Here is a 24,619-nt window from a genome sequence, read left to right on the forward strand (position 1 = left end):
GCCCATTGCGGTAGGGAGAACCCGGCGATAGTGTCTCGTATCCGAGATTCAAGGAGGTGCGCCGTGTCCAGCACGTCACCAGCAGTCGGGCGGGCCCTCGATGTGCTGCTCCACCTTGCGTCGCGGCCGGGGCCCGTGCAGGGTTCGGCGTTGATCCGGGATATCGGGATGCCGCGGTCGTCGGCGTATCACTTGCTCGAGGTGCTGATCGAGCGTGGGTTCGTCGTGCATCTGCCCGACCAGCGCGCGTACGCGCTTGGGGTCTCGGCATTCGAGGTGGGTTCGGCGTATCTGCGGCATCAGCCCCTGGAGCACATCGCGCGGCCCATTCTCAAGCGTTTGGTCGCCGCCGTCGGAGAGACGGCACATCTCGGAATCCTTTACGGCGCAGAGAGTGTCTATCTGCTCAAGGAGCAACCGCAGACAGCGGGCGTGCCGGTCACCCTGGTGACCGATGTGGGCGTACGACTGCCCGCGCATCTGACCGCGAACGGTCGCTCGATCCTCGCGCATCTGTCGGCGGCTCAGGTGCGGGCGCTGTTCCCGTCGTCGGCGTCGTTCATCCATCGCACGGAACGCGGGCCCAATTCCCTTGCAGAGCTTCGGCAGATCCTGCAGACCGAACGCGCGCAGGGCTGGGCCGAGGAGGCCGGCATGATCACCGAGGGGCTGCAATCGGTGGCGGCGTGCGCATTCGACCACGCCGGCCGTCCGGTTGCGGCGTTCAGCGCGACCCGTCGTGAAGACCGCCCGAACACCGCACTGCCGGTGTTGGTCGACGCGGTCCGCGGCGCGGCCCGACAGCTGACCCAGGCACTATCCGGCCGCGCGCCGGACGGCTGGTTCTAAAGCACGAGCTGGGCAACGCCGAACTGCTCGAGTTCAGCCAAAAATAGGAAGCTTTGCGTCTGCGCGGCCGCGATGATTGCCAATGTGGAGCCGGACCAAGAACTCGTCGTGTATTACCCGCCGCTGAACTGGCAATTCGGGGTCAGCCGCCGGGGCGTCGTCGCGTTCGCTCCTGTGTTGTGCATTTTCACCGCAGGCTGTTTGTGGTTGTTGTTCCTTGCCGTGAACCAGCTCATGGTGCTCGCGGGTCGGGGCTGGGGGAACTTGATCCTGATACATAACGAGACGAGATGGCTTCCCGTCGCCGGTTCCGCGCTTGCGTGGCTGGCGGTGTCGTCGCTGTTGGTTTGGTTCACCACCCGCGCGTACTTGCTCTGGTGGAGGCGTCTGCGGCGGACATGGATGCTGCGGCTGACACCGACGGGTTTCGAGGTCAACGATCGGATATTCGTCCCCCGTCGTTATGGCTGGCACCAGGTCAACCAGTTCATGCTCGTTGCGGAGCGGGGTCAGACCAGCGCCGCAGTGGTGGACCCCCCGAAGACGTGGTTCGACGCCTTCAAGGCCAGCCAGGGCCGACGTCCGAGGTTCTACGTTGGCTTCGAGTGCACCCCGGGGCATCACGCCGGAGCGCCCCGGCTGTTCGGCGGCCTGGTCAGCAGGGACGGAACCAGGGCGGACGGCGTGATCACGGGCCATTGGGACCGGTCCTTGTTCGACGTGGTCAATCTACTGAACGACTGGCTGGACCACTATCGAGGGCTTGGGTAATCATGTACCATTTGGTACATGATTACCGATTGCGGCGTTGCGATCGATGCGCCGGCCGATGTCGTCTGGGAAGTGTTCAGCGACGTCGAGCGCTGGCCCGAATGGACGGCGTCGGTCACCCGGATCGTCGCGCTTGACGGGCCCGGGCTCGCGGTCGGCAAGCGGTTCGAGATCAAGCAACCACGCATGCCGAAGCTCGTCTGGGAGGTCACCGAACTCGTGCCGGGCTCGTCGTGGACCTGGGTGCAGCGCTCGCCGGGCGGCCGCACCGTGGCCCGCCACGACGTCACTGCCGAGTCCGACATTCGGACCCAAGTCCGACAGCAGCTCGATCAGCGCGGACCGCTCGGTGCCCTGGTGGGGTTGCTCATGCGTGGAATGACAAGGCGCTACCTGGATTTGGAGGCGGCAGGCCTCAAGGCCGCAAGCGAGCACCGGCGCGTCGATGGCCCGACCGCCTGACCTCGAACGGCGCCAGGAGCTGCTCGACGCGGTGGTCAAGGAGTGCGCGGAGCGCGGCATCGGTGACCGGTCGTTGCGCGACGTCGCGGCCGCGGTGGGCACGAGTCACCGAATGCTGTTGCACCACTTCGGCTCACGCGATGAGCTGTTGCTCGCGATCGTCGACGAGGTCGAGCGTCGCCAGCGAGCCCTGTTGCCTGAGTTGCCGAGCGAGCCGGCCGCGGCAATGGCGGCCATGTGGGCCGACCTTCGCCGAGACGAATTGCGCCCATTCGAGCGACTGTTCTTCGAGTGCTATGCGCGCGGCGCACAGGGTGAGCGGCCGTTCGACCAGATGCTGCCGGGTGCGGTCGAGGCGTGGCTCGCTGAAGCCGGCGCAGCAGATCCGGCATTGGTACGCCTGGGTTTAGCCGTCATGCGCGGCCTGCTGCTCGACCTCGTCGGCACCGATGATCACGCGGGTGTCGATGCCGCAGCGCAGGCCTTCGTCGACCTGATTCGACGCGGGTCTGGCTAGCTCGAACCCCCGCTCGACTGCTGAGCAGCCGCGGCGGCAGCGGCCTTACCTTCTGGACTGGCAGCCGAATTCCCGGGTGAGGTGGCCGAGGCGACGCCCGCGTCGCAGTTCAGCGAGACAAGCATTTCACTGGTTGCCGAGCCGCTGCTGTCGGCGGGTGGCTGCACCGTGCGCTTCTGCGTGCGCGTGACAATGCAGTCTGGCCATGCCTTTTGGTCGCCGACGGTCGATACCACCACAGGTTTGAACCCGGCGCTGCTGAGTGCACTCTGAGCGTCGGAGTACTTCTGTCCCGTCACGTCAGTGGCGGCCGAGGCCACGGCGCTGCCCGAAATGGCAAGCATGGCAAGGGCTGTCGCTGCCCCGCCTACACCGAGGACAGCACGTGTGCCCATCAGGAGCCTGCCTTGACCGGCGGGACCGCTTCGGTCGTCGGCTCCACTGTGGTGGGTGTGGTGAACGTGGCTGTCGCCCCCATGGTCATCGCCGAAACCGACGGCTGGACGTAGACCGTATTGGTCGGTGCGTCACCGGATCCGGCCAGCGTGCTGGTGTGGGTTCCACCACTGTTATCGAGGGCCACGGTGAAGATGCCCGCTCCGACTACTGCTGTTGCGGCGCACGCCGCTCCTATCAACTTCACACCGCGACGACTGGTCGGCGTTCGTTTCGTGTTCATAAGGGGATAGTCGCGCCGTATTCGTAGGGATCACTGAATCGCTTCTGTGAGCTCACTGATTTACGCGTCAGTCACACATTTCTGTCGAGGGGTTTAGCCCTCGGGGACCGGTGGGTAGCCCTATGCGCTCGGGGGGTCAGTCCTGACCAGCGTGCCCGCGCACGTCGTTGGCGCGCCGATCGAAGGAGAAGTATGAAGCTCAAAACAACCGCGGCCAAGGCAACCCTGATCGGTGTGATGAGCATCGCCGCGGCAGGGTTCGGAGCAGGGTTGGCACAGGCCGATCCGCCGTTCCCGACACCGCCACCGTGGCCGACTCCGGCAGCGGACGGGCCTGGTGTCAATGCCGGTGCGCCGGGCAACCCGCTCCCGCCTGGACAGGGCTACATGCCGCCTCCTGGCCACGCTGGACCGGGGTCGCAGGACGCGGTCGTGCCTGTATGGGCCCCGCCGGCTCCGCCACCACCGTCCTGGGCGCCGTGGCTGCCAGTCAGCTGGAACACGGAGCTCAACGCGTGGGGTGTCTGGTGGAACGGTAGCTTCCAGACGCTGTAACCGGCTTACAGAGCGGCCGCCTCGCCTTCGCGGGGCGGCCGTTCTGTGTTCAGTTGCCGCCAAGAAGCGCACGTACGGCTGCCGCGCTGTCGCTTGCGATCGCCTCTGCTGCGATTCGTTGCGCCTCAACGGTGTTCACAGCGCGCACGGCCTCCTTCGTCGCCGGGATGGCGGGGGGAGTGACGGACAGCGCATCGACGCCCATGCCCACCAGCAGCGCCGCTGCCCTTTCATCGGCTGCGAACTCGCCGCACACGGACACCGAGGCTTGGCCCGCCGCGCCGCGACACGTTGCCCGAATCAGTTGCAGCAGGCCGGGATCAAACGTGTCGCCGATCGAGGCGACCGCGTCGTTGTTGCGATCGGCAGCAAGTGCGTACTGCGTCAGATCGTTGGTGCCGATCGACAAGAAGTCGACGTGGCGGGCGAAGGCCTCGGCCTTCAGCGCCGCGGCGGGCACCTCGACCATCATGCCAACCTGCAAACCGGCGGGACGTCCCCCTGCGCGGGTGACTGCGTCCTCCAAAAGCTCACGCGCCGCGAATAATTCGTCGAGGGTGGCGACCATCGGGAACATGATGCTGATGGGCGTGTCGTGGGCGACCCGCACCATCGCCAACAACTGGTCGGTCAACAACGCCGGGTGTGTCAACGACAGCCGAATGCCGCGAACGCCTAGATAAGGGTTGATCTCGGCAGGCGTCTGCAGGAATTCCAATGGTTTGTCGCCGCCGACATCGAGAGTTCGCAAGGTGATTCGCCGCCCCTGCAATGATTCGGCGATCTTGCGGTAGACGGCGACCTGTTCCTCGACGTCCGGCGCGTCCTGTCTGCCGAGGAACAGAAACTCGGTGCGGACCAATCCCGCGTAATCCGCCCCGTGGGCGGCGGCCGCGCGGGCGTCGTCGACCGAGCCGACGTTCGCGCCGACCGTGATCGTCACCCCGTCGCGTGTGCGTGCCGGCTCCGCAGCGCGAGCGTGCGCCTCGCGCTGCCGCCGGGCAAGCGCGGCGACTCTGGACTGAAAGTCCTCGCGGACGCTCGGCGCCGGGTCGATCACGATCTCGCCACGACTGCCGTCCACCGCGACGACCGTGCCATCGGCGATGGACAGCACTGCCGCGCCTGCGCCGACGACGACGGGAATTCCCTTCGCGCGCAGCAGGATCACGTTGTGGGCGTGCGGGCTGCCGAACGCCAGCACCACGGCGGCTACTCGGGACGGTTCGAGTTCGGCGGCCTCTGCAGGCGTGAGGTCGGCGGCCACCAGCACACCCGTTGGGCCTGTTGATCTTTCGCCAGTGCCCAGCATCGCGCGAAGAACCTGATCGCCCACCGCACGCACATCGTCGGCGCGCGCCTGCAGGTAAGGGTCCGGCACCGCCGCAAACGCGGCGGTCAGATCTTTGACCCCGGCTGACCACGCCACCACGGCGGAGTCGCCGGTGTCGATCCGGCCCCGCACGTCGTCGAGCAGCGCCGCGTCGTCGAGCAGAAGTTGATGCGCATCGAAAATCGCCGCCTCGGCCTCACCGACGTCACGCGCGGTACGGGTCCGCAACTGGCCGATGTTGCGTCGCACCGCCGCGATCGCCTTGCCGAGCCGACGCCATTCCACGGCCGGTTCTTCGGCGGGCGTGTCCGGGATGGTGATGACGCCGGATCGGGCGGTCCATGCCGGCCCGATGCCCAGCCCAGGAGCAGCGCCGATGGGCGCTTGTCTGGCAGTGGGCTCCGGTGCGGGTGCCGTGTCGACCGTCGACTCGTCGAAGTTGCGGGCAGCCAGTGCCAGGATGTGGTCGAGGGTCTCGACGGCCTGAGTACCAGACACCCGGACCTCCACCTCGTCGCCGGACCGTACGCCGAGCGTGGCGATCTTCGAAAGACTGCCTGCGTCAACCCATTCCGACTGGGTGCGATTGTTTCGGATCCTCGCGTGGGCGTCGCGTGGCCGCACTTCCTGAACCAGTCGCGCGGCGGGCCGGGCGTGCAAGCCGTGTGGATTGGTGACAACGAAGCGCGCCGTCAATTCGTCAGGCTGGTCACTGGCCACCACCGACGCCTCCGTGACAGTGGCCGTGCCCAAGTGGCCGATCTTTCCGGCCAGGGCGCCGGCGGCTTCGGCGGCGACTTCCTCGCTAGACGCGCCACTGGCCGCGGCGACCGCGGCGACCACCAACCCCTCGACGAGGGGAGCAGGGCACAAGACAACCCGCTCGCTCACAGCGTCCTCGAGCAACTCGAGCGCGAGCTCAGCGGAGAGGACTGCGCTGCCGAGATCCATCAGCACCACGACACCGCTGCCTTGATCAGCTGCAGTGATGGCGTCGACGATCTGCGCGGCATCGGTGCCGAATGTGGTCTCGTCAAGGCCGGCAGCGATCGCGATGCGAATCTGCTTGCCGTGCAACATCTCTTGGGCCAGCGCAACCGCGGCGCGGGCCAAGGCCCTGCTGTGCGAGACGACGACGAGTCCGACTGTCATGGCGTCACCCACCGGTGGCGTACGCCGACGCGGCGGCGGCGATCAGCATGGCCGCGGATGTCGCGCCTGGATCCACATGGCCGACGCTGCGTTGCCCTAAGTAGCTGGCGCGACCCTTCCGGGCAACCATCGATTCGGTTGCGTCGCGGCCTTTTTCGGCTGCTGCGGTGGCGTCGACGAGTGCGACGGCCAGACTGCTGCCGGATGCCAGCGCGGTGTCAAGTGCGTCGAGCGCCGGTGCGAGCGCATCGAACATCGTCTTGTCGCCTGCTTCGGCACGACCACGCTGCACCACGCCCTCGACGCCGGCGCGCAGCGCTTTCGCGAAGCCCGCCGCGTCGGCGCCGTCGTCCGCGCCGAGGGCACCTGCCATCCGAAGGAAGAACGTGCCGTACAGCGGACCGCTGGCGCCACCGACCGACTTCACCAGTGTCATGCCGACCTGCTTGCACAGCGCGGATGTGTCGGCAGGCGTGGCTTCGTCCAGCGCGGCGAGTACCGCCGTCATGCCGCGATCCATGTTGATGCCGTGGTCGGCGTCGCCGATGGCCGCGTCGAGATCGGTGAGGAATTGGGCGTTTTCACTGACCACGCGCGCGTATTCACGGATCCATACGGTGAGCTGGGCGAGATCCATTCAGCATCCCCTCCGCAGCGCAGGCGTGTTGACGGGGTGATCCCACAGCCGCAACAGCTCGTCGTCCGCGCGCAGCAGCGTGACCGAGCAGCCAGCCATGTCGAGGCTGGTGATGTATGGACCCACCAGCGAACGGGCGATCCTGACGCCGGCCTTGTCGAGGATTGCGGCGAACTCCGAATACATGACGTAGAGCTCGATCAACGGGGTGGCGCCCATGCTGTTGACTAATAGCACCACGCCGTCATCGCCCGAGAAGTCGAGGTCGGTCAGCACCGGGTCGAGCATGAGCTCGGCCACCGCCCGGGCGGACTGCATGGGCATGCGTTGCCGACCCGGTTCGCCGTGAATGCCGATGCCAACCTCTATTTCGGTGTCGGACAGGTCGAAGGTCGGATGGCCGACCGCCGGTACCGTGCACGATGTCAGCGCGACGCCCATGCTGCGCGAGGCGGCGTTGACGCGGCGCGCGACTTCCGCGACCTCGGCCAGCGTCCGACCCTGGTCCGCGGCGGCGCCCGCGATCTTTTCGACAAGCACCGTCGCCCCGACACCGCGTCGGCCCGCGGTGAAGGTGCTGTCCTGCACGGCCACGTCGTCGTCGACGACCACCGATTCGACGGTGATGCCCTCGGCGTCGGCCAGTTCCGCGGCCATCTCGAAGTTCATCACGTCGCCGGTGTAGTTCTTGACGATGTGAAGCACGCCCGCGCCGCCGTCGACGTTCTTCGTGGCTTCGAGCATCTGGTCGGGCACGGGAGAGGTGAAAACCTCACCGGCACAAGCCGCGTCGAGCATTCCCTTCCCGACGAAGCCACCATGCAGCGGTTCGTGGCCGGAGCCGCCACCGGAGATCAGCCCCACCTTGCCCGAGACCGGTGCGTCGCCGCGGTAGATGATCCGGTTTGCCTGGTCGATCCGTAATTCGGGGTGCGCGATGGCCATCCCGCGCAGGGCCTCACTGATGACGTCGGCGGGATCATTGATGAGCTTCTTCATGTCCGGACTCCTCAGGCGGCGGTGGTGCTGGTCGCGGGTACGGCAACGGGCGCGGGTGATTCGTCGGCCCTCGTCCTGGAAATCGCGACGTAGGCGACTCCGGCAAGGACACCGGCCAGGCACTCGGCTGCGAGATAGACCGGCAATTGACTCCATGAAACCGAGCCACCCGCGATCTGCTGGACGAGCATCGGGCCGACGGTGCGGGCTGGGTTGATCGATGCGCCCGTGGTGGGCGCCACCGGGATGATCGCCGCGAACACCACCAAACCGATGGCGACACCGGCGAATCCCGCCGAGGCCTTGCGGTGTATCACGCCGAAGACGGTGAACACGAGAATGAACGTACCCACGAATTCGGCGAAAAAGGCCTGTACTGCACTGACGTTGCTCGAATAGGTGGCTACGCCCAGGCCGGCGTTGCGGGCGGCGGTGCCGAGCACCCCGATGATCGCGGCCGCCCCGACGATCGCGCCGACGACCTGCGCGGCGATGTAGGCCGGCACGCGCGACCACGGGAACTTGCCGGTGGCGGCGAGGCCGAGCGTGACCGCGGGGTTGATGTGGTTTCCGGAGATGTGCCCCAACGCGTAGATCGTCGCCACCACCACGGTGGCGAACGCGAACGAGATCATGCCGAGGTCGGCCATGGTGAACGGCGCGTCGCCGTTGACGATGATCGTGGCGGGCACGGACCCCACGCCGATGAAGACCAGGAAGGCGGTGCCGAATGCCTCGGCCGCGAGTTTCTGGGTGAGCGAAGGTTCGTCCATGACGTTCTCCTGAGACCGTGTGGTTGTCGACTATCTCGGATAGCATTCGATAATGTCGAATGTGATCTGGAACATACGCTTATGCTTCGGTCAACACAAGAGGCCGATGCCGGGCCGTCGAGGAAAGGTGGACGCATGATCCAGGCCGTGGATCGCGCGCTGCGCATCCTCACGGTGCTGCAGGGCGGCCGGCGGATGAGCCTTGGCGAGATCGCGACCGCCATCGACCTGGCGCCCTCCACCGTGCACGGTCTGGTGCGCACTCTGCTGGCGCACGGCATGGTCCAGCAGGAGATCGACTCCGGCCGCTACCGCCTCGGCCCGGCGACCCTGCGCCTGGGCAACGTTTACCTCGACACGCTCGAACTGCGCTCACGGGTTGCGATCTGGGCCGAGGGCCTGGCGCGGCGTACGGGTTGTGCGGTCCGCACCGCGGTGTTGCTCTTCGACGAGGTTGTGGTGGTTGCCCACGAGCCAAGGCCCGACGGCACGCGCCAGATGCCGGAGGTGGGGATCGTAATCCCCGCGCACGCGAGCGCTCTTGGCAAGGCGCTGTTGGCCTTTCAGTCCGACTACAAGGCCGACGAGTTGCGCAGCATGACCGGAGAAACCATCACCGATCCCGCGGTGCTGGCCGATCAGCTGGAGCAGATCCGCTCGTCTGGCATCGCGCTGGAGGTGGAAGAAGCTGTGTTGGGTGAATGCGCTGCAGCTGCACCGGTTTTCGACTCCTCCGGCGAGGCGACGGGGGCGGTCAGCCTGGTGGTGCCTGCCGGGCGTTGGCCGCTGGAGGCCGAGGCCATCGACGCGTTGCGTGACACGGCCCGCACGGTGTCACGCGAACTCGGATCACCGGTGTGGCCGCCGCGTCGCGTCTAGCTCTCGCGCGGCAGCTAGCTACTCGGAAGCGCCGCGCGCCATTCCTTGCGGGCGCTGCGGGCCTCGAAGATCTCCAGCAGCGCAAGGAACCCGCTCGGATAGATCAGCGACACGATCCACTGTTTGCCATCGCCGTTGCTGACCTGAAATCCCGCTCCCATGAACTGCTTTAGCCATTTGACCTTCAGGCCGTCCCTGGGAAATTCGAATGCAGTGATCGACTCACCGGCGGCGAGGCGCTCCTTGAGGTCGGGAATCCCGAGCTCCTTGGCGATCCAGCCGGCGTTGCCGGTCACCCGACAGCGCAACGTGGTGTCGGTCAGTTCGAGTTCGCCGACGGCGAAGAAAGAGTTGGCGCGGTTCTGCAGAAGGTAGGCCTTCGTCTGCGGAGGCGGCGTGGTGGTCACGGTTATCCCTGTTCTGGTTGGTCGTCGACTTTGAAGCCGTACTTGACGTCACCGCCGTCGACGCTGTTGACGGTGACTGTCACGCCGTAGGTGGTGCCTTGGTCAGTGAGCTGGCAGCGGGTGGTGGCCCCGACTTCGCCCTTGAGGTCGTCAGGACAGGTGATGTCGGGCGTGCGCCCGAACTGTTGGGTCAGCTGTTCGGTTATCGACTTGGCGACGTCGTCCTTGTTGACCGTCTCGACGATGTCGAAATTCACCTTGCTGCCGTCGACGCTCGTCACGGTCACGTTCACGCCGTAGGTCTGACCGTCGTCGGTCATCTGGCAGTCGAGGGAGGCGCCGACCGTGGCCTTCAAATCGTCGGGGCAGGTCACCGATTGCGGTTTGTGCCCGGCCTTCTCGTTCACCTTGGCACTGATCTGGTCGGCGACATCAGCCTTCGCGACCGTCTTCTCCTGGTTGCTGCCAACGGAAAAGGAACAGCCCGCAAGGGCCATGCTCACCGCCGCGACGGCCACGATCGCGCCCCGCGTCATCAATCGTGCCATGTCACGTCCTTTCGTCATGCCAACCGACGCATAACGATGACACAGCAATGACAAAGCTTCGACTCAAGTTGAAAGAAAACTGTGTTTGCTCGGCGAGTCTGCGATGTCGCTGTGACGAAACTGGGTAAAAGCTTGTCAGGCAACGGGCTTGGTGATCGCGAGCACCTCGGCGTTCGGCAGTGACGCCAGCACTTCTGTGGCGAGTAGAAGCTTCGAACCGCGGATGCCGCTTCCGACGATGACCCGCTCACGGTCAATGACGTTCACATCGACGAGAATTGGCCAGTCGCTCGGCAGGCCGACGGGCGTGATCCCGCCGTACTCCATACCGCTCAGTGTGACCGCACTATCCATCGAGGCGAATGAAATCTTGCGAGCGCCAAGGTGTTTGCGGACAATGCCGTTGATGTCGGCCCGCGCGGTGGCAAGCACCACACAGGCCGCGTACCACAGCCGATCGGCGCGGCGCGCTTCGACGACGACGCAGTTGGCAGAGATGTCCAAGCCGATGTCGTAGTGCTCGCAGAATGCTGCCGTATCGGCAAGGTCGGGATCGATGGGGCTGACCCATGACCCGTCGCGTAAGTGCGGCCGCACCGGTGCGGCGACGAGCTCGGGCGCTTCGGTCGCCGGGACAAACGTCAGCCTTCCCAGCTCGACGGTCATTCCGCGCTGCTCCGTCGATCGCCGATGAACTCGAGCAGCCGGGGGTCGTCGGAGGTGAACCGGTCGACTTCCTCGCCGCCGTCGCAGCGCAACAGCCCGATGGTGACGCTGTCGCGGGTGCGGGCGATCACCTCCCACACCGCGCCGGAGTCCTGCCAGCGCTGCAGTTCTGCGGTTCGATCGATGTGCATGCTTCTACGATTCCACCCCATGAGCGTCCGTCGCCGCATCAACGTCGCCCGCGTGTACGACGATCCCGCGCCCGGCGATGGTGAGCGGATCCTGGTCGACCGGCTGTGGCCACGAGGTTTCCGTAAGGCCGACCCGCGGGCCGGCCGGTGGATACCGAAGGTCGCACCGTCGACCGAGCTTCGCAAGTGGTACTCCCACGAGCCGGCGCGATTCGACGATTTCGCCGCGCGCTACGCCGCAGAGCTGGAAACGGGGGAGGGCGCCGCGGCGCTGACCGAGCTGCGCGATGCGCTCGAGTCGGGACCGGTCACGTTGGTCACGGCCGTCAAAGATCTGGACGGCAGCCACGTAGCCGTTCTCGCCCGGCTGTTGTCATAGGCTCCAGCCGTGGGTGCAGCTGTGGCGGTCAGTGTCGCCGCCGTGTTCGTGTGGCTGGGCATGTTGTTGGCAATCTCATTCATCGAGACTCCGCTGAAGTTCCGGGCACCTGGTGTGACGCTGCAGCTCGGACTTGGCATCGGCCGCTTGGTCTTTCGTGCGCTTAACGCCTGCGAGCTCGCCCTGGGTGCCGTTGTCATCGCGTGTTTCGTCATTAGCCCGCCGGCTACCGGCATCGCGGTCGCGGTGGCCGTCGCCGTTGTCACCCTTTTGGCTCAGGTGCTGGCTGTGCGGCCGCGCCTCACCCGACGATCCGACGCGGTGCTCGCCGGCGGCGAGGGCCCACGCTCACATGCGCATTGGGTGTACGTCGGCCTCGAAATCGTCAAGGTTGTCGCGCTGCTCATCGCGGGGGTCTGGCTGCTCGCCGCCTAGCTCAGCAGTTCCCGGACTCGCGCGCGAGCCGTCTCGGCGGCCTGCTGCTCGCGCTGGTACAGCAGGCCGAAAGTGAAGCCGTTCTCGCCCGGCGTTGTGCCGGCGCTCAGTGCCAACCGTCGCAGCGTCAAGGAGGCAACCACGCCGTCTTGATGATCCCCGAGCACCCGCTGGAATTGCTTGTAGCGCTTGGCCGTCGCCTTCCCTTCCTTGTCGACTGGTAGGCGGAGTTCGGCGGCGTAGCGCGCGCGTTTGGCGGCTTTGCGGGCACGGTGCAGCAACGTGTCGTCACCGGCCTCGACGGCCTCGGCCAGCCGGCGATCAGCCTTGCGCTCGGCGCGACGCGCCCGCTTGGTCAGCGCCTTGAGGCTCGGCGGTTCATTAAGTGGGGGATCGGTCCGCCAACTCTGCAGCGTCGCGAGCAGTCTCAGATAGCGCTGAGAGTCCATCGCCTCGGTGACGACCTTGCGGGCCCGCAATTGGTACGACTGCAAGTCGTTGTTGATCCGATTGGCCACCGGGCCGAGGACCAGCTCGGGTGGTAGTTCGTTCAGTGCGTCGCGGAAGCGGCGACGCTGCACATGACAGTCGCGGACCTCACCAAGCAGCCCCGCGAACCACTTGAGTTCGGCGTCGACATCGCCGATGGCGTCCTGGTCGAGCAGTTTGCCGAACACCCGCAAGGTGCTGCGCAGCCGACGGATCGCGACCCGTGTGTCGTGAATCGGGTCGCTTCCGCGGCGCAGGCCGAGATCCCCCTCAAAGACGGCATCGATCTGTTCTGCCAGGTAGGCCACGACGGCTTGGCCCGCGGCGGACTCGACAGCGGGTTCACGGCGGGTCGATCGCGCGACGCGGGCGAGTTTCGATGGGTACTGGGACGGCGTTGCACCCGCGTTCGTGAGTCGCTTGGTGAGCTGACGCGGGAACGAACGCGCGGCGGGGCCCAGTTCGACTTCGATCTCGCGCCACGCCAGCAGGCGATGGCCCACCGAGGCGAGCACCGAGTCATCGGCCACCTCGGCGCAAAGCCGATCACGCTTGCGGTCGGTGATCCGATACCGCTCGCGGGTGGTGCGGATGGTCGCCACGTTCACCAATGGCTTGCCAAGCCGCATGCCCGTGAGAGCGTCGGCCAGTTCCGCCGGTGGCGCTTCGGACAGCGCGGTGCGGATCTCGACGCGTCCTTCGGCGGCGGGCACCTTGAGCTGCCAGCCGGTGTCGTCGTCACCGTCGCGCCGCCGCAGTAGTACGCCGTGGGTTTGCAGATCCCCGTCGGCAGTGTCGTAATAGGCGCTGCTGAGCGTGACGGTGCTGCGTTTGACGTCGGCTCCGGCGACGATGTCGTCGATGCGAGGCAGCTCGAAATGCTCGTCGACGTCCCATTTCAGTTCGCGTTCCAGCACTTCATCCATACCGAAAGGCTCCCCGCAAGCGCAGTCGGTGAAACATCGCGGGCTCGTCAAAAGGGAGGTCACCCTAGCCTTAATTTCTGCGGTAGCCTCCCGCTCAAATGACTGAGATTGAGCAAGCGCCCGCGCCGGTGCTGCCGCGCGAACGCACCAAGATCTCCGACGCCCTCCGCGCGGTAACCGCGCCCCCGACGCCGCGGCTGGCCGAGCCTTACCGGTTTCGCCTCGTCGATCCGGACGCCGACGCGGCGATGATCTCGGAGTGGATGAACCGCCCGCATCTGGTGCAGGCGTGGGAGTACGACTGGCCGCCCGAGCGTTGGCGGCGCTACCTGCGTGCGCAGCTCGCCGGTCAGTACTCGCGGCCGTTCATTTGCAGCTTCGGCGACAGCGACTTTGCCTACGTCGAACTGTACCGAGCGGCAAAGGATTCCATCGCCGAGCGGTACGAAGCCGATCCCTACGACATCGGATTGCACGGTGCGATCGCCGAGTCGGAAGCCGTGAACCGGGGGACCGCATCCTTGTTGTTGCCACGCATTGTCGCCAGTCTCTTCGAGCTCGAAACCCGGTGCACCCGAATCATGTTCGATCCCGACCATCGCAACAGCGCCGCGCGACGACTGTGCGAATACACCGGGTGCGAGTTCCTTGGCGAGCACGATATGTCCAACCGCCGGATGGCGCTCTACGCGTTGCCGCGGCCGGCGACACCCGTCGCGGACGGTCAGTAGTCGTAACGGGCCAGCGTCGTTCCGCCCACACGCTCACCGTCATCGATCGACACTAATGCAGGCACCAGCTCACTGGTGATCAATCCGTGTCGATCTGTCACCTCGTCGATGATGTCGAAGCTGGCAGCGATGCGGTCAGGACTGTCGACGACGATCGTGGTCACCGGAACTTGGCGAGTGAGCTGAATCAGCTTGTCGCCGTGGGGTTTATGGTCTCCGTGAAAGCCCCAGACGCCGCGCAGCACCGTCGCACCGCGAGCGGCATCCGAGTCGAATAGCCGCTGGACGATGGCGCGGTGGATCGGGACGCCGTCGTGCAGCGTCGCCTCCGATGTGTAGACCATCAGCTTCTGCCAGAGCGCCCGGCCGACGTCGTCGGTGGCGGGCAGCGCGGCGGGCCGCCCCACCACTTGTCCGTCGCGTTTGCACAACTGCACGCGTTCCAGCGTCATCAGGGGTTTGCGAAGCATGGCTTCGAGTTCAGGGATCGCCGCGGTGGCCTGAGGTGCGGTGCCGACCGCGATGATCATGACCGGAACGTCGACGTTGCGGCTGAAGAAGCGCGCGCGCTGCCGTTGCCCGTGTTTGGTGCCGTCGACACCGAGAAACACTGATGCGCCTGCGAATCCGCGGCGATGCAGCACGTCGCAGACGGCTCGATGTGCGGGTTGCCCCGACGCCCGGTCCTGGCGCCCGATGTAAACGGTGAGCTTGACGGTGTCTGACTGCGGCGGCGCCTCGACACCGCCGAGCATTCGTGCGCGCTCCAGAGTTACGAGACCGCGCGTCGTCGCCGCAACGGCGCGGTCGGCGAGCGAAGCGATCTTGTCGGCCCGGTCGACCGCGGCGATCACAATCGGTGAATCCTCCGACGCGCTCAACGTCTGGTCGCCGCGCAGCACATGGTGCGGACCGAAGCTGGCGATGCCGCGCAGCACCACGCTGGTGGCCACGGCGCTCTGCCCGTAGAGACCGAGCAGAGCGTCAGCGAGAAAGCGGTCGCCGCTGCGAAGGCGTTCGGCGAAGTAGGCGGTCAGCTTGAGGTACTCGGTGCTCACAGCCGGCCCCCGATCCACAACCCCAGCCACGCGGCGGCCACACCGAACACCACGCTCAGGGCGATATTCGCGACGGCCGGCCGCAACTGGCGTTCTTCGGCCAGGCGCTGAGTCTCCAGCATCCACGTCGAAAACGTGGTGTATGAGCCGACGAACGCCGTGCCCGCCAGCAGCGCCAGGTGCGGGCTGAGAGCCAGACCGGACAGGAAGCCGAGCAGCAGCGCGCCGCTGATGTTGACCGCGAACGTGCCGTACGGGAACGATCCACCTACGCGAGTCGACACCGTGCGATCAACCAGGAAGCGCAGCACCGCGCCCAGGCCCCCGATCACGACGACGCCCGCCCACACGGCGACGGTCACGCGCGGACCCGGGCTCGTCGCACCAGCGCGGTCGCGAGATAGAGGGCCAGCAGCCCCGCCGCGAGGCTCGCCGCGGTGTAGCAGACCGCGAGGCCATAGTGATGTTGCTCGAGCATTCTGACGATTTCGACCTGCATCGTCGAGAACGTGGTCAGGCCCCCGCACACCCCTGTGCCGAGCAGCGGACGCCGATAGCTCGACACGGGCAACCGCTCGAGCAGTCGGGTCGTGAAGTAGCCCAACAGGAATGCGCCGACGATGTTGACGATGAAGGTCGGCCATGGCCAGTGCCCGGGCTCGGGCGCCGCGACGGTCGCCAGGGCCGCGCGCGCGAGCGTGCCGAGCGCGCCACCGACGAACACCGCGGCCAGCTCCCGGCCGTCGAAACTGAACATGAGCCAAAGTATCGCCGTCGAGCTTTCGCTCCGGCCAACGACGCGAATCTGAGAGGAGCAGAATCGGGGACATGGCTGCGAATCCACGTGCCGGCACCCCGGCCCAACCCGAAGACCTCATCGATGTGGCCCAGGTGGTGACGGCCTACTACACCGTCGAACCCGACCCGGACAACGTGGATCAGCAGGTGGTGTTCGGCACGTCCGGGCATCGCGGTTCGAGTCTGGACGCGGCGTTCAACGAGGCGCACATCGTCGCGACCACCCAGGCGATCGTCGAGTACCGGGCGGCGCAGGGCACCACGGGGCCACTGTTCATCGGCCGCGACACGCACGCGCTGTCGGAGCCGGCGTGGGCTTCTGCCCTCGAGGTGCTGGCCGCCAATGACGTTGTCGCGATGATCGATTCGGCCGACCGTTACACCCCGACGCCTGCGGTCAGTCACGCGATCCTGACGTTCAACCGCGACCGCGACGGCGATCTGGCCGATGGCATCGTGGTCACGCCCTCGCACAACCCGCCGCGCGACGGCGGTTTCAAGTACAACCCACCCAACGGCGGCCCCGCCGACACCGATGCGACGGGTGTCATCGCCAAGCGGGCCAACGAGATCCTGCGCGACGGGCTCAAGGGTGTGAAGCGGGTGCCGCTGGCCAGGGCGCTGCAGTCCGCACAACGGCACGACTATATGGACGCCTACGTCGCGGACCTGCCGAACGTCGTCGATCTGCACGCGATCAGCGCCGAGGGCATCCGCATCGGCGCCGACCCGCTGGGCGGAGCCAGCGTCGACTATTGGGGGGCGATCGCCGAGCGGCACAACCTGGCGTTGACGGTGGTCAATCCCTTGGTCGACGCGACCTGGCGGTTCATGACGCTCGACACCGACGGCAAGATCAGGATGGACTGCAGCTCGCCGAACGCGATGGCCTCGCTGATCGCCAACCGGGACTCCTATCAGATCGCCACCGGCAACGACGCTGACTCAGATCGGCACGGGATCGTCACGCCCGACGGCGGACTGCTGAACCCGAATCACTATCTCGCGGTGGCGATCGATTATCTCTACACCAACCGGCCGGAGTGGCCGGGTTCGACGGCGGTGGGCAAGACGGCGGTCAGCTCGTCGATCATCGACCGGGTAGTCGCCGGGTTGGGCCGCAAACTGCTCGAGGTCCCGGTCGGATTCAAATGGTTCGTCGACGGATTGATCGGCGGCACAATCGGTTTCGGCGGCGAGGAGAGTGCAGGCGCGTCGTTCCTGCGTCGCGACGGGTCGACGTGGACCACAGACAAGGACGGCATCATTCTGGCGCTGCTGGCATCGGAGATCCTCGCGGTGACGGGGCAGACCCCCTCGCAGCGGTACCACGAGTTGTCCGAAAAGTACGGTGCGCCAACGTATGCGCGCATCGACGCGCCCGCCGACCGGGAGCAGAAGGCACGCCTGGCCAAGCTGTCGCCGGAGCAGGTGACCGCCACTGAACTGGCGGGCGAGGCGATCACCGCGAAGCTGACCACCGCGCCGGGCAACGGCGCGCCGCTGGGCGGCCTGAAGGTGACGACGGAAAACGCGTGGTTCGCGGCGCGCCCGTCGGGTACCGAGGACGTCTACAAGATCTATGCGGAGTCGTTCAAGGGCCCGGAGCATCTGGCGGAGGTGCAGCAAGCGGCCAAGGACGTAGTGAATACAGTCATAGCGTGAGTGTTACGGAGGGTGAGTGTCCGGCTGACGTCAAGCCGAAACTCCCGCGCGAAGTCTGGGTGCTGATCACCGCAAACGTGGTGGTCGCCCTCGGGTATGGCGTGGTTTCGCCCGTGTTGCCGCAGTATGCCCGCAACTTCGGAGTGAGCATCAGTGCCGCGACGTTCGTCATTACCGCGTTTTCGCTGATGCGACTGGTGTCAGCGCCGGCGAGTGGGCTTTTCGTCCAGAAGTTCGGGGAGCGGCGGGTCTACGTCAGCGGGCTGTTGATCGTCGCGTTGTCGACGGGCGCGTGCGCGTTCGCACAGACGTACTGGCAGCTGTTGCTGTTCCGCTCGCTCGGCGGATTCGGGTCGGCGATGTTCACCGTGTCGTCGCTCGGGCTGATGATCCGCATCTCGCCGCCCGACGCCCGCGGCCGCGTCGCCGGATTGTTCTCGAGCGCATTCCTGGTCGGTTCGGTCGGTGGCCCGGTGTTGGGCAGCCTGACCGCAGGGCTTGGTTTGTCCGCACCGTTCGCGATTTACGGTGTGGCGCTGCTGATTGCGGCGGCCGTGGTGTTCATCAACCTGAGGCACTCGGCGGTCGCCGCGCCCGCGGCCGACACCGAAGAACCCGTGACATTGCGAATTGCCTTGCGCAACAGGGCGTATTGGTCGGCGCTGTTTTCGAACTTCGCGACAGGATGGTCTGTTTTCGGCTTGCGAATTGCGTTGGTGCCGTTGTTCGTCACCGAACTGCTGCACCGCGGGCCGCGGGTCGCAGGTCTGGCGTTGGCAACATTCGCGGTCGGCAACGTGGCAGCAGTCATCCCGAGCGGCTATCTGTCCGACCGCATCGGGCGCCGCACACTGTTGATCGTGGGGCTTTCGGTGTCCGGGGTGGCGACGATGGCCGTAGGGCTGGCCTCGTCGCTGACGTTGTTCTTGGCCGGTGCGCTGGTGGCGGGCGCGGCAGCGGGCATGTTCAGCTCGCCGCAGCAGGCGGCCGTCGCGGACATCATCGGCAGCAAGGCCAGGGGCGGCACGGCCGTCGCTACTTATCAGATGATGGCCGACGCCGGTGCGATCGTCGGTTCGCTCGCGGTCGGTGAGATCGCGCAGCACGTCTCGTTCGGCGCTGCCTTCGTGATCAGCGGCGGGATTCTGCTCGTCGCGGCCGTTGGCTGGGTGCTGGCGCCGGAGACCCGCGTCCGGCCAGGTGAGCACACGCCGGCCCGCGCGCTGGGGCCTGAGGCCGGCGGCGAACTACCCTGACCTGCTGTTTTGAATGCGAACCCGCAGGTGGTGTAACTTCGATGAGCACAACTTCACGGGGCTATGGCGCAGCTGGTAGCGCACCACACTGGCAGTGTGGGGGTCAGGGGTTCGAGTCCCCTTAGCTCCACTTTTTCGACACCTAAGTGTCCTTACTCGAAGTCAGCGAATCGCTTACGCTTCCCAGAATTCAGCTGTGTCGCACGACGCGATTAAGCATGTGCTGACCTACTCGATGCGGACGAGTCGAACTGGACGTTTGCCATAGTCGAAGACGTTGGCATCGTTAACAAACCGCAGGTCAAGAGGTTGGCCAGGTTGGCCGTTTGCCGCGCGTTGCCGGAGCTGCTGCGGACGCATCGCGGACGCCACGTCGCGCTACATACCCGGACAGAGAGTGGGCGCTGAGCCGTTCGGTGGCCTCAGGGGACACCCAACCCCCATGTATCAGCTAGCGGGTTCTTGCGACGCTAGGGATTGTTAGCGACCGCTTCAGATATTCGACCAGTTCGCTCGCAACTTCTTCGGCGGGGCGGTCGCATCCAGAGTTCGCCCAATCCGTCAGCCAGACCTGCAGCGCCGACACCACCAGGCCGGCCAATATGGACGGACGCATCGATGGCGTCTCGCCCGAAGCGACTACGTCCTCAGCCAACGCGACCATGATGCCCCGACCCGTCTGCCACGCGTCGCGTTGGTTTCCACGCCACGAGTCGACGCCAGCGGTGGCCCAGTTCAATCCCTCATTGATGTGGAGCCGCAGGAAGTTTGGGTGTTCAGTGAAATAGATAACCAGCACCCGCATTGCGGCGTAGAGCCGGTCGAGCGGCGAATCCATGTCTTGTGCCACATGCTGTCCCGCTGCGATGAACTCGTCCATTCGTTGACGATTGAGCGCATCCCAAATCTCGTCTTTGCCGGAGAAGTTCTTGTACACCGTCGCCAGAGACACATCGGCACTGCGGGCGATGTCGGCGACCTTCGTCTTGTCGAAGCCCGATCTCGCGAACTCGAACTCTGCGGCAGAGACGATCTGCTGGCGGTACATATCGCGGCGTGCATCGCGAATATTGGGAACTTTCGCGAATTCCTGCGCTACCACGTGGGGCCTCTCGGCTGAGGGTCTGACGTTCGAATCATAGGCACGTCGGCCGCAGGCGTGGACCGACCGCTGCCCACGCCGCGCGGATGACAGTTTGTCGCCAGGCTGGATGCGGTCCACGGCGGAACAGCCCATTGCGCTGCGTTGAACGCACTGCTAACTTAGCAGAATCTTGATTCTGTTTAACAGTAGCATTGTTCTGTTTCGGGCTGCTGAGCAGCTCAGATCAGCAAGATCGGAAGGAATTGGCGTGACGATGCGCGAGGAAGAACACGACTTCGCTAGACCATGGGCTAAGCAGCGCGTCAAGGTCTACGCGTGGTGCTCTGCGATCACCGCCACGGTCGCTGTCGGAAGCATCATCGGTGTCGGTGTCGGCTGGATTCCCATGGTGCCCCTGACAGGAGTCATTGCCTGCTTCCTGTTCATGACGCCAGTTTTCGTCATGTTCGGGGCATCGTGGATCAACGCTCCGGGCGAGACGCGAACAACGCTGGAAAAGGCCAACGAGTTTCAGATGCTTTGGTTCTGCATCGCGGGCGCGGCGAGCGAGTTGTGGTGGGAAGTGGCCTGGCTGGTCGGTGATCTTGCGGGTTGGATGCACATCAACGACCAGCAGCGGTGGGGATGGGTCTTTTGGTACTACGGCATTAACGACGTGCGGTATCTCAATAGCGACGGGCCGTTGTGGGCCATGGAACTGGTCGTCGTGGTCGGTGCTGCCATTTTGCTGTTCTCGTGGTGGAAGCTGAGGAAGGCGGGCAACGACCCCCACAAGCGCATCCAGCCACTGTGGTGGAGTTTTGCGACCATGTCGGCGATGTTGACGGTGTTCTTCATCTACTTCGTCGCCGAAGCACGCCACGGGTTCCCCAACTTTCCCCGCCATGGATTCTGGGATGTCGCGATCGTGCTGATCTACGAGAACCTGCCGTGGATGATCGCGCCCATCGTCAGCCTGCCTTTCGTCGCCAAGCAGTTGGGCTACCTCTACCGCAAGACCGTCTCCGCGCCGGTTGACAACTTTGCGCCCGACCGCCGCACGACTGCAATCGGCGTCTGAAACAGACCATTGTCACCGAACACCGCCCGACGCAATGGCTTTCGGCCAGCGGCCGGGCGGTGTTTCGTTTCGGGCATGTGGATCACACCTGACTCATCGCTTCGCGCAACTCGCCGCACGCACGCATCTAGGGGTGGGCAGTTGTGAAGAGTGAAAATGAGAAACCTCATTTGGACGCGCGCGATGAGTCGCAGGAGAATGCACGTCCCGAATCCAACTGCCGGGCCGAATCTAAGTTAGTCACCTTGTCGGAGGATGAAATTCGCCATCTGCTGTTGGTGCTGCGCCACCGCGCGGTCTCGCCTCACCGCCCCCATCGGCCTCCTCGCTGAAGACGACGTCGCCGCTGACGTGCGAGGTCAGGTCCCGTCGACCGCTACGTGAGAGATAGACACTGGCTCGACTGACTTTGAGGGTGTTCACAATGGTGATGGCCGACTCGCCGCTCGCATACATCCGCTGCGCAAGAGCTGCCTGCGCCCCATTGAGAATGGTCGGCATCGGGGGCAGCTGCCCCTCGAAAGCTCGTCACTCCGCCTGTCCTCGCGGCAGAAGGTAGCCGGGCTCGCCGACGAAGCTTCCGATCCGGCTCGCGGAGCCCTTTCGGGATAATGCAGATTATCCATGCGCCTGCCTTGAGCTGCGGAGTCAACTCATTTGCCCTGACCTGGCCAGACGATGGATACGATCGCGTTGTCGGGGTTGGATAGTTGTCCCCTCAGCTCCACCATATTCGCAGCTCAAAGGTGGTTTACAGGTCCGCTTTTTAGCGAAGTCCCATTGTCACCGATGGTGCGGCGAACCGCTTCACCAGTTCGTGCTCGGTGTGTTTGTCCTTGGCGGGCCAGTACCACAAGGCAAAGGTGATGCGGATAAGCCACTGCGCGGCCAGCGGGTCGCTGCGTCCGATCATTTCTTCGGCCATTTTGACCACGAAGGGTGATGCGGTCACGGTCCCGCCGTCGTGGCCAAGGCCGCCTATCATCAGCTTTCCGAGCGGCTCACCCCGCATGAGGTCGAGCGCGACGATGATGGCAGTCGCGACGCGCTCAGTTCCCTCCATCCCGGCTATGGCTTGCCTTATCGCGCCGATTATCCGCTGGGAAAACGCGAAGATGAGACGTTCGAGGATCTCCGCCTTCCCTCCGGCGTGGCGATAGATCGTTGCCGGCGAGCAATTCAACTGCGCCGCCAGCGCATTGATGGTGAACGCTTCAAAACCATTGCGCGAGACGAACTCTGAGGCCGTCGACATAATCCGGTCACGCGCTTCCGCGCTACGGTCCGCTCTGAGGACCCAGTCTTTCCGTCCCACGGCTACCAGCCTTCCCGCTGAGGCGCAGACAGACAAGAAATTCGTTCTCTCACCACGAGACATATTCGGTGATATGCCTCATCGATGTTCGCAGCTCTGCGCAATTCCCGAGGACAGAAGTGGTAACCGGCAATGTAGTAAGCCTTTCAACTTTGACGCCAACCATTGACCTCCCGGTCGGCAGGAAATGACTCTGAGGGGAGTGCTGTCGAAAGGGTGTGCTGATCTTGAAGCTTGGAAGGGTCGCTGACGGTGCGGCCTCGATGTTCTCGCCCCTCATTGCGGCGGGGCGATTGAACGTCTCTGCGGCGATCCGCACGCACAGACGTGGCTACGGCGGCTGGACGGGTGCGGTCAATACCGACTATGACCCGTTGGACCCAGCCGTCGCCGCACAACCCCACGCTGCCTACGACGCTTTGCACCGCAGCGGACGTGTTCACTACAACCCCCGGCGCGCGACCTGGATTCTGCACAGACTCGACGATGTCCGCGCAGCCCTACGCGACACAGACCGGGTAACCAGCAGCCATGGAGTGACCCGAGTACGGATGGTCGCCGATCTGGTCGTGGTCACCGATGGCGAGCAGCACAGCCGCCTGCGTAAACAAGTCCAGCCGGCGTTCACAAAAGGTGCTCTGGACAGTTGGCGCAACATCATCGACAAGCTTGCCGCCGAACTCGTCGACGACATGATCGCTGCTGGCAACTGTGATGCCGTGGAGCGGCTGACAATGCCGATGCCGCTTCGGGTGATCGCGGCCATCCTGGGTGTCCCCGAGAGCGACATCGCCGACTTCCGCCGTTGGTCAGACGACAGCACCCAACTGATCAACTTCACCCCCACGGTGAGTGGCGTCGTGAGTACCGCACGATCCATGCGGGCCGCTTTAGCGCTGCACCGCTACTTTTTGAAGCACCTCGCAGTTGGAGACCTCAAGGGATCGGACACCGTCCTCGGACGCCTGTTGGAGCACAACACCGACGGAGCGCTCACGGACAACGAGTTGTTCTATATCGCCATCCTGCTGCTGATCGCCGGTAACGAGACCACGACCAACCTGCTCGGCGGGATGCTGCACACCTACGCCGAGCACCCCGATCAATACGACATGATCCGTGCCAATCCGGACCTCATCCCGCAGGCCGTCGAAGAACATGTCCGCTACACCAGCCCCATTCAGAACCTCTACCGCTATACCCGTGCTGACTATCAGGTAGGCGAGGTCACCATCCCATCGGGCTCGCGTGTGTTGATGTCATTCGGAGCGGCCAACCGCGATCCGCTTGCCTTCGACGACCCCAACACCTTCCGCGCCGACCGAAACCCACGCTCCCACGTCGGTTTTGGCTACGGTCCACATCTATGTCTCGGAGCGCCACTGGCACGCATGGAGGCACAAGCCGTACTCCGTGAACTGGTCGACCGCGTGTCACGAATCGAAACCACCGGACCCACAACGTGGTCCACCAATAGCTCGCTTCGTGGGCCTACCCAACTGCCCGTCGTTCTCCACGAGGGGTCGACCATATGAAGTCGAAGCGCAAGCTGTCTGAACGATGGGCATTGTTCGGCGGACTTGCTATCGCTCTGTCCGGCGTCGCGCACTTAGTGTGCCCACCTGCGTTCGAACCGGTAAATCGGTTGGCTTTCAAGGACAACATCCGTGCCCACGTTCTCATCAACGGCAGCATCGAAGCGGCACTCGGTCTAGCGCTGCTCAACTCGCGGACTCGTCGACCCGCCCTAGCAGCCACACTTGCCTACCTGACCTATTTCAACGCCAGCCTGCTGCACAGGCAGCGCGCCTTGGCCAACTAATCACACGTCCAGACGCGGGTGGGATCGACCGCCTCACCGTTCCGCCGATAGTGCTGTCCACGACGGTTTGTAGGGGGCGGGGGTGCCCTGTGTTGAGCAACTTCATACGCTTCGCGCGGCCCAGCGTCGTTTCTCTCCGGCCAGAACGCCATTGGGCAGCGT

The 24,619-nt window shown here is 65.1% G+C and carries 30 protein-coding genes and 1 tRNA gene; 15 read left to right on the forward strand and 16 right to left on the reverse strand.

Annotation, left to right across the window (positions count from 1 at the left end; translation table 11 throughout):
- Positions 1-63 precede the first annotated feature (63 nt).
- From J3E61_RS18945 to J3E61_RS18960, 4 genes are all read left to right on the forward strand, one after another.
- Positions 64-849 (forward strand): helix-turn-helix domain-containing protein, encoded by a 786-nt coding sequence (locus tag J3E61_RS18945; RefSeq protein WP_192721493.1) that lies wholly within the window; start codon positions 64-66, stop codon positions 847-849.
- Positions 850-933: 84 nt separating this feature from the next.
- A complete protein-coding gene (locus J3E61_RS18950) occupies positions 934-1,620 on the forward strand; it encodes a hypothetical protein (protein ID WP_192721492.1) in 687 nt (228 codons plus the stop codon).
- An 18-nt stretch (positions 1,621-1,638) separates the two neighbouring features.
- A complete protein-coding gene (locus tag J3E61_RS18955) occupies positions 1,639-2,082 on the forward strand; it encodes an SRPBCC family protein (RefSeq protein WP_192721491.1) in 444 nt (147 codons plus the stop codon).
- Positions 2,066-2,599 (forward strand): TetR family transcriptional regulator, encoded by a 534-nt coding sequence (locus J3E61_RS18960; protein WP_192721490.1) that lies wholly within the window; start codon positions 2,066-2,068, stop codon positions 2,597-2,599. Before J3E61_RS18955 ends, J3E61_RS18960 begins: the two co-directional genes overlap by 17 nt.
- Here J3E61_RS18960 and J3E61_RS18965 read toward each other — a convergent pair.
- The gene (locus J3E61_RS18965; RefSeq protein WP_210084569.1) at positions 2,596-2,994 is read right to left on the reverse strand and encodes a PASTA domain-containing protein; all 399 of its coding nucleotides are present in this window, start codon (positions 2,992-2,994) and stop codon (positions 2,596-2,598) included. The two genes, J3E61_RS18960 and J3E61_RS18965, sit on opposite strands and share 4 nt — an antisense overlap.
- Positions 2,994-3,278 carry a hypothetical protein gene (locus J3E61_RS18970; RefSeq protein WP_192721488.1) on the reverse strand — a complete coding sequence of 95 codons (285 nt, stop codon included), beginning with the start codon at positions 3,276-3,278 and terminating at the stop codon, positions 2,994-2,996. Before J3E61_RS18970 ends, J3E61_RS18965 begins: the two co-directional genes overlap by 1 nt.
- A gap of 192 nt (positions 3,279-3,470) precedes the next feature.
- On the opposite strand from J3E61_RS18970, the gene J3E61_RS18975 reads away from it, so the two are divergent.
- Positions 3,471-3,833 carry a hypothetical protein gene (locus tag J3E61_RS18975; RefSeq protein ID WP_210084570.1) on the forward strand — a complete coding sequence of 121 codons (363 nt, stop codon included), beginning with the start codon at positions 3,471-3,473 and terminating at the stop codon, positions 3,831-3,833.
- A gap of 49 nt (positions 3,834-3,882) precedes the next feature.
- On the opposite strand, the gene ptsP is transcribed toward J3E61_RS18975, so the two are convergent.
- The 4 genes from ptsP to J3E61_RS18995 are packed head-to-tail and all read right to left on the reverse strand — an operon-like array spanning position 3,883 to position 8,727.
- Positions 3,883-6,318 (reverse strand): phosphoenolpyruvate--protein phosphotransferase, encoded by a 2,436-nt coding sequence (ptsP, locus tag J3E61_RS18980; protein WP_210084571.1) that lies wholly within the window; start codon positions 6,316-6,318, stop codon positions 3,883-3,885.
- A 4-nt stretch (positions 6,319-6,322) separates the two neighbouring features.
- The gene (gene dhaL, locus J3E61_RS18985; protein ID WP_210084572.1) at positions 6,323-6,955 is read right to left on the reverse strand and encodes a dihydroxyacetone kinase subunit L; all 633 of its coding nucleotides are present in this window, start codon (positions 6,953-6,955) and stop codon (positions 6,323-6,325) included.
- Positions 6,956-7,954 (reverse strand): dihydroxyacetone kinase subunit DhaK, encoded by a 999-nt coding sequence (gene dhaK / locus J3E61_RS18990; RefSeq protein ID WP_210084573.1) that lies wholly within the window; start codon positions 7,952-7,954, stop codon positions 6,956-6,958. It abuts the gene before it with no gap.
- Positions 7,955-7,965: 11 nt separating this feature from the next.
- A complete protein-coding gene (locus J3E61_RS18995) occupies positions 7,966-8,727 on the reverse strand; it encodes an aquaporin family protein (RefSeq protein WP_210084574.1) in 762 nt (253 codons plus the stop codon).
- Positions 8,728-8,862: 135 nt separating this feature from the next.
- Here J3E61_RS18995 and J3E61_RS19000 point away from each other — a divergent pair, with 135 nt between their 5' ends.
- Positions 8,863-9,606: a helix-turn-helix domain-containing protein gene (locus J3E61_RS19000; RefSeq protein WP_192721482.1), complete on the forward strand. Its 744-nt coding sequence runs from the start codon at positions 8,863-8,865 to the stop codon at positions 9,604-9,606.
- A 14-nt stretch (positions 9,607-9,620) separates the two neighbouring features.
- Here J3E61_RS19000 and J3E61_RS19005 read toward each other — a convergent pair whose 3' ends face one another.
- From J3E61_RS19005 to J3E61_RS19020, 4 genes are all read right to left on the reverse strand, one after another.
- Complete coding sequence (locus tag J3E61_RS19005; RefSeq protein ID WP_192721481.1) at positions 9,621-10,013, reverse strand: hypothetical protein; 393 nt, start codon at positions 10,011-10,013, stop codon at positions 9,621-9,623.
- Positions 10,014-10,015: 2 nt separating this feature from the next.
- Positions 10,016-10,561 (reverse strand): DUF4333 domain-containing protein, encoded by a 546-nt coding sequence (locus tag J3E61_RS19010; RefSeq protein WP_192721480.1) that lies wholly within the window; start codon positions 10,559-10,561, stop codon positions 10,016-10,018.
- 135 nt (positions 10,562-10,696) lie between these two features.
- Positions 10,697-11,227 (reverse strand): YbaK/EbsC family protein, encoded by a 531-nt coding sequence (locus tag J3E61_RS19015; protein WP_210084575.1) that lies wholly within the window; start codon positions 11,225-11,227, stop codon positions 10,697-10,699.
- On the reverse strand, positions 11,224-11,418 hold the full coding sequence (locus J3E61_RS19020; protein WP_192721478.1) for a hypothetical protein: 195 nt from the start codon (positions 11,416-11,418) through the stop codon (positions 11,224-11,226). The genes J3E61_RS19015 and J3E61_RS19020 overlap by 4 nt, the downstream gene beginning before the upstream one ends.
- Before the next feature lie 19 nt (positions 11,419-11,437).
- Between J3E61_RS19020 and J3E61_RS19025 the strand changes: the two genes are divergently transcribed.
- Positions 11,438-11,797, forward strand: coding sequence for a DUF488 family protein (locus J3E61_RS19025; RefSeq protein WP_210084576.1), 360 nt, complete (start codon positions 11,438-11,440; stop codon positions 11,795-11,797).
- A gap of 9 nt (positions 11,798-11,806) precedes the next feature.
- On the forward strand, positions 11,807-12,232 hold the full coding sequence (locus J3E61_RS19030; protein ID WP_210084577.1) for a hypothetical protein: 426 nt from the start codon (positions 11,807-11,809) through the stop codon (positions 12,230-12,232).
- Here J3E61_RS19030 and J3E61_RS19035 read toward each other — a convergent pair.
- Positions 12,229-13,647 (reverse strand): CYTH and CHAD domain-containing protein, encoded by a 1,419-nt coding sequence (locus tag J3E61_RS19035; protein WP_210084578.1) that lies wholly within the window; start codon positions 13,645-13,647, stop codon positions 12,229-12,231. The two genes, J3E61_RS19030 and J3E61_RS19035, sit on opposite strands and share 4 nt — an antisense overlap.
- Positions 13,648-13,745: 98 nt before the next feature.
- Between J3E61_RS19035 and J3E61_RS19040 the strand changes: the two genes are divergently transcribed.
- Positions 13,746-14,378, forward strand: a complete 633-nt coding sequence (locus J3E61_RS19040) for an acetyltransferase (protein ID WP_210084579.1) — start codon at positions 13,746-13,748, stop codon at positions 14,376-14,378.
- Here J3E61_RS19040 and J3E61_RS19045 read toward each other — a convergent pair.
- Genes J3E61_RS19045 through crcB (J3E61_RS19055) form a run of 3 tightly spaced genes read right to left on the reverse strand, consistent with a single transcriptional unit; the run spans position 14,372 to position 16,193 of the window.
- Positions 14,372-15,436 (reverse strand): DUF190 domain-containing protein, encoded by a 1,065-nt coding sequence (locus J3E61_RS19045; RefSeq protein ID WP_210084580.1) that lies wholly within the window; start codon positions 15,434-15,436, stop codon positions 14,372-14,374. The genes J3E61_RS19040 and J3E61_RS19045 overlap by 7 nt on opposite strands.
- Positions 15,433-15,798 carry a fluoride efflux transporter CrcB gene (crcB, locus tag J3E61_RS19050; protein WP_210084581.1) on the reverse strand — a complete coding sequence of 122 codons (366 nt, stop codon included), beginning with the start codon at positions 15,796-15,798 and terminating at the stop codon, positions 15,433-15,435. Before crcB (J3E61_RS19050) ends, J3E61_RS19045 begins: the two co-directional genes overlap by 4 nt.
- Positions 15,795-16,193, reverse strand: coding sequence for a fluoride efflux transporter CrcB (gene crcB / locus J3E61_RS19055; RefSeq protein WP_210084582.1), 399 nt, complete (start codon positions 16,191-16,193; stop codon positions 15,795-15,797). Before crcB (J3E61_RS19055) ends, crcB (J3E61_RS19050) begins: the two co-directional genes overlap by 4 nt.
- A 71-nt stretch (positions 16,194-16,264) precedes the next feature.
- Between crcB (J3E61_RS19055) and pgm the strand changes: the two genes are divergently transcribed.
- From pgm to J3E61_RS19070, 3 genes are all read left to right on the forward strand, one after another.
- A complete protein-coding gene (gene pgm, locus J3E61_RS19060; protein WP_210084583.1) occupies positions 16,265-17,899 on the forward strand; it encodes a phosphoglucomutase (alpha-D-glucose-1,6-bisphosphate-dependent) in 1,635 nt (544 codons plus the stop codon).
- Positions 17,896-19,155, forward strand: a complete 1,260-nt coding sequence (locus J3E61_RS19065) for an MFS transporter (protein ID WP_192721469.1) — start codon at positions 17,896-17,898, stop codon at positions 19,153-19,155. The genes pgm and J3E61_RS19065 overlap by 4 nt, the downstream gene beginning before the upstream one ends.
- Before the next feature lie 57 nt (positions 19,156-19,212).
- Positions 19,213-19,285: transfer RNA gene (locus tag J3E61_RS19070), tRNA-Ala, on the forward strand.
- Positions 19,286-19,606: 321 nt separating this feature from the next.
- Here the strand turns inward: J3E61_RS19070 and J3E61_RS19075 are convergent.
- Positions 19,607-20,203: a TetR/AcrR family transcriptional regulator gene (locus tag J3E61_RS19075; RefSeq protein WP_210085621.1), complete on the reverse strand. Its 597-nt coding sequence runs from the start codon at positions 20,201-20,203 to the stop codon at positions 19,607-19,609.
- Between the two features lie 310 nt (positions 20,204-20,513).
- Between J3E61_RS19075 and J3E61_RS19080 the strand changes: the two genes are divergently transcribed.
- On the forward strand, positions 20,514-21,320 hold the full coding sequence (locus J3E61_RS19080) for an Emopamil-binding protein (protein ID WP_210085622.1): 807 nt from the start codon (positions 20,514-20,516) through the stop codon (positions 21,318-21,320).
- Positions 21,321-22,086: 766 nt separating this feature from the next.
- Here J3E61_RS19080 and J3E61_RS19085 read toward each other — a convergent pair.
- A complete protein-coding gene (locus J3E61_RS19085) occupies positions 22,087-22,635 on the reverse strand; it encodes a TetR family transcriptional regulator (RefSeq protein WP_192721468.1) in 549 nt (182 codons plus the stop codon).
- A gap of 263 nt (positions 22,636-22,898) precedes the next feature.
- Here J3E61_RS19085 and J3E61_RS19090 point away from each other — a divergent pair, with 263 nt between their 5' ends.
- Both J3E61_RS19090 and J3E61_RS19095 read left to right on the forward strand, forming a co-directional pair.
- Positions 22,899-24,170, forward strand: coding sequence for a cytochrome P450 (locus tag J3E61_RS19090; protein ID WP_210084584.1), 1,272 nt, complete (start codon positions 22,899-22,901; stop codon positions 24,168-24,170).
- Positions 24,167-24,457, forward strand: coding sequence for a hypothetical protein (locus J3E61_RS19095; RefSeq protein ID WP_210084585.1), 291 nt, complete (start codon positions 24,167-24,169; stop codon positions 24,455-24,457). The genes J3E61_RS19090 and J3E61_RS19095 overlap by 4 nt, the downstream gene beginning before the upstream one ends.
- Positions 24,458-24,619 lie beyond the last annotated feature (162 nt).

It is taken from the genome of Mycobacterium sp. OAE908 (genome assembly GCF_017872775.1).
Taxonomy (GTDB): Bacteria; Actinomycetota; Actinomycetes; order Mycobacteriales; family Mycobacteriaceae; genus Mycobacterium.

Coding starts and splice junctions, on each gene's coding strand:
- J3E61_RS19010 (WP_192721480.1), bottom strand. CDS start 10,561: ATGGCACGATTGATGACGCGGGGCGCGATCGTGGCCGTCGCGGCGGTG.
- J3E61_RS19025 (WP_210084576.1), top strand. CDS start 11,438: ATGAGCGTCCGTCGCCGCATCAACGTCGCCCGCGTGTACGACGATCCC.
- J3E61_RS19080 (WP_210085622.1), top strand. CDS start 20,514: ATGCGCGAGGAAGAACACGACTTCGCTAGACCATGGGCTAAGCAGCGC.
- J3E61_RS18970 (WP_192721488.1), bottom strand. CDS start 3,278: ATGAACACGAAACGAACGCCGACCAGTCGTCGCGGTGTGAAGTTGATA.
- J3E61_RS19075 (WP_210085621.1), bottom strand. CDS start 20,203: ATGTACCGCCAGCAGATCGTCTCTGCCGCAGAGTTCGAGTTCGCGAGA.
- J3E61_RS18960 (WP_192721490.1), top strand. CDS start 2,066: ATGGCCCGACCGCCTGACCTCGAACGGCGCCAGGAGCTGCTCGACGCG.
- dhaL (WP_210084572.1), bottom strand. CDS start 6,955: ATGGATCTCGCCCAGCTCACCGTATGGATCCGTGAATACGCGCGCGTG.
- J3E61_RS18955 (WP_192721491.1), top strand. CDS start 1,639: ATGATTACCGATTGCGGCGTTGCGATCGATGCGCCGGCCGATGTCGTC.
- J3E61_RS18975 (WP_210084570.1), top strand. CDS start 3,471: ATGAAGCTCAAAACAACCGCGGCCAAGGCAACCCTGATCGGTGTGATG.
- J3E61_RS19090 (WP_210084584.1), top strand. CDS start 22,899: ATGTTCTCGCCCCTCATTGCGGCGGGGCGATTGAACGTCTCTGCGGCG.
- J3E61_RS19020 (WP_192721478.1), bottom strand. CDS start 11,418: ATGCACATCGATCGAACCGCAGAACTGCAGCGCTGGCAGGACTCCGGC.
- crcB (WP_210084582.1), bottom strand. CDS start 16,193: ATGTTCAGTTTCGACGGCCGGGAGCTGGCCGCGGTGTTCGTCGGTGGC.
- J3E61_RS19035 (WP_210084578.1), bottom strand. CDS start 13,647: ATGGATGAAGTGCTGGAACGCGAACTGAAATGGGACGTCGACGAGCAT.
- J3E61_RS18965 (WP_210084569.1), bottom strand. CDS start 2,994: ATGGGCACACGTGCTGTCCTCGGTGTAGGCGGGGCAGCGACAGCCCTT.
- pgm (WP_210084583.1), top strand. CDS start 16,265: ATGGCTGCGAATCCACGTGCCGGCACCCCGGCCCAACCCGAAGACCTC.
- J3E61_RS18995 (WP_210084574.1), bottom strand. CDS start 8,727: ATGGACGAACCTTCGCTCACCCAGAAACTCGCGGCCGAGGCATTCGGC.
- J3E61_RS19000 (WP_192721482.1), top strand. CDS start 8,863: ATGATCCAGGCCGTGGATCGCGCGCTGCGCATCCTCACGGTGCTGCAG.
- dhaK (WP_210084573.1), bottom strand. CDS start 7,954: ATGAAGAAGCTCATCAATGATCCCGCCGACGTCATCAGTGAGGCCCTG.
- ptsP (WP_210084571.1), bottom strand. CDS start 6,318: ATGACAGTCGGACTCGTCGTCGTCTCGCACAGCAGGGCCTTGGCCCGC.
- J3E61_RS19040 (WP_210084579.1), top strand. CDS start 13,746: ATGACTGAGATTGAGCAAGCGCCCGCGCCGGTGCTGCCGCGCGAACGC.
- J3E61_RS19095 (WP_210084585.1), top strand. CDS start 24,167: ATGAAGTCGAAGCGCAAGCTGTCTGAACGATGGGCATTGTTCGGCGGA.
- J3E61_RS19015 (WP_210084575.1), bottom strand. CDS start 11,227: ATGACCGTCGAGCTGGGAAGGCTGACGTTTGTCCCGGCGACCGAAGCG.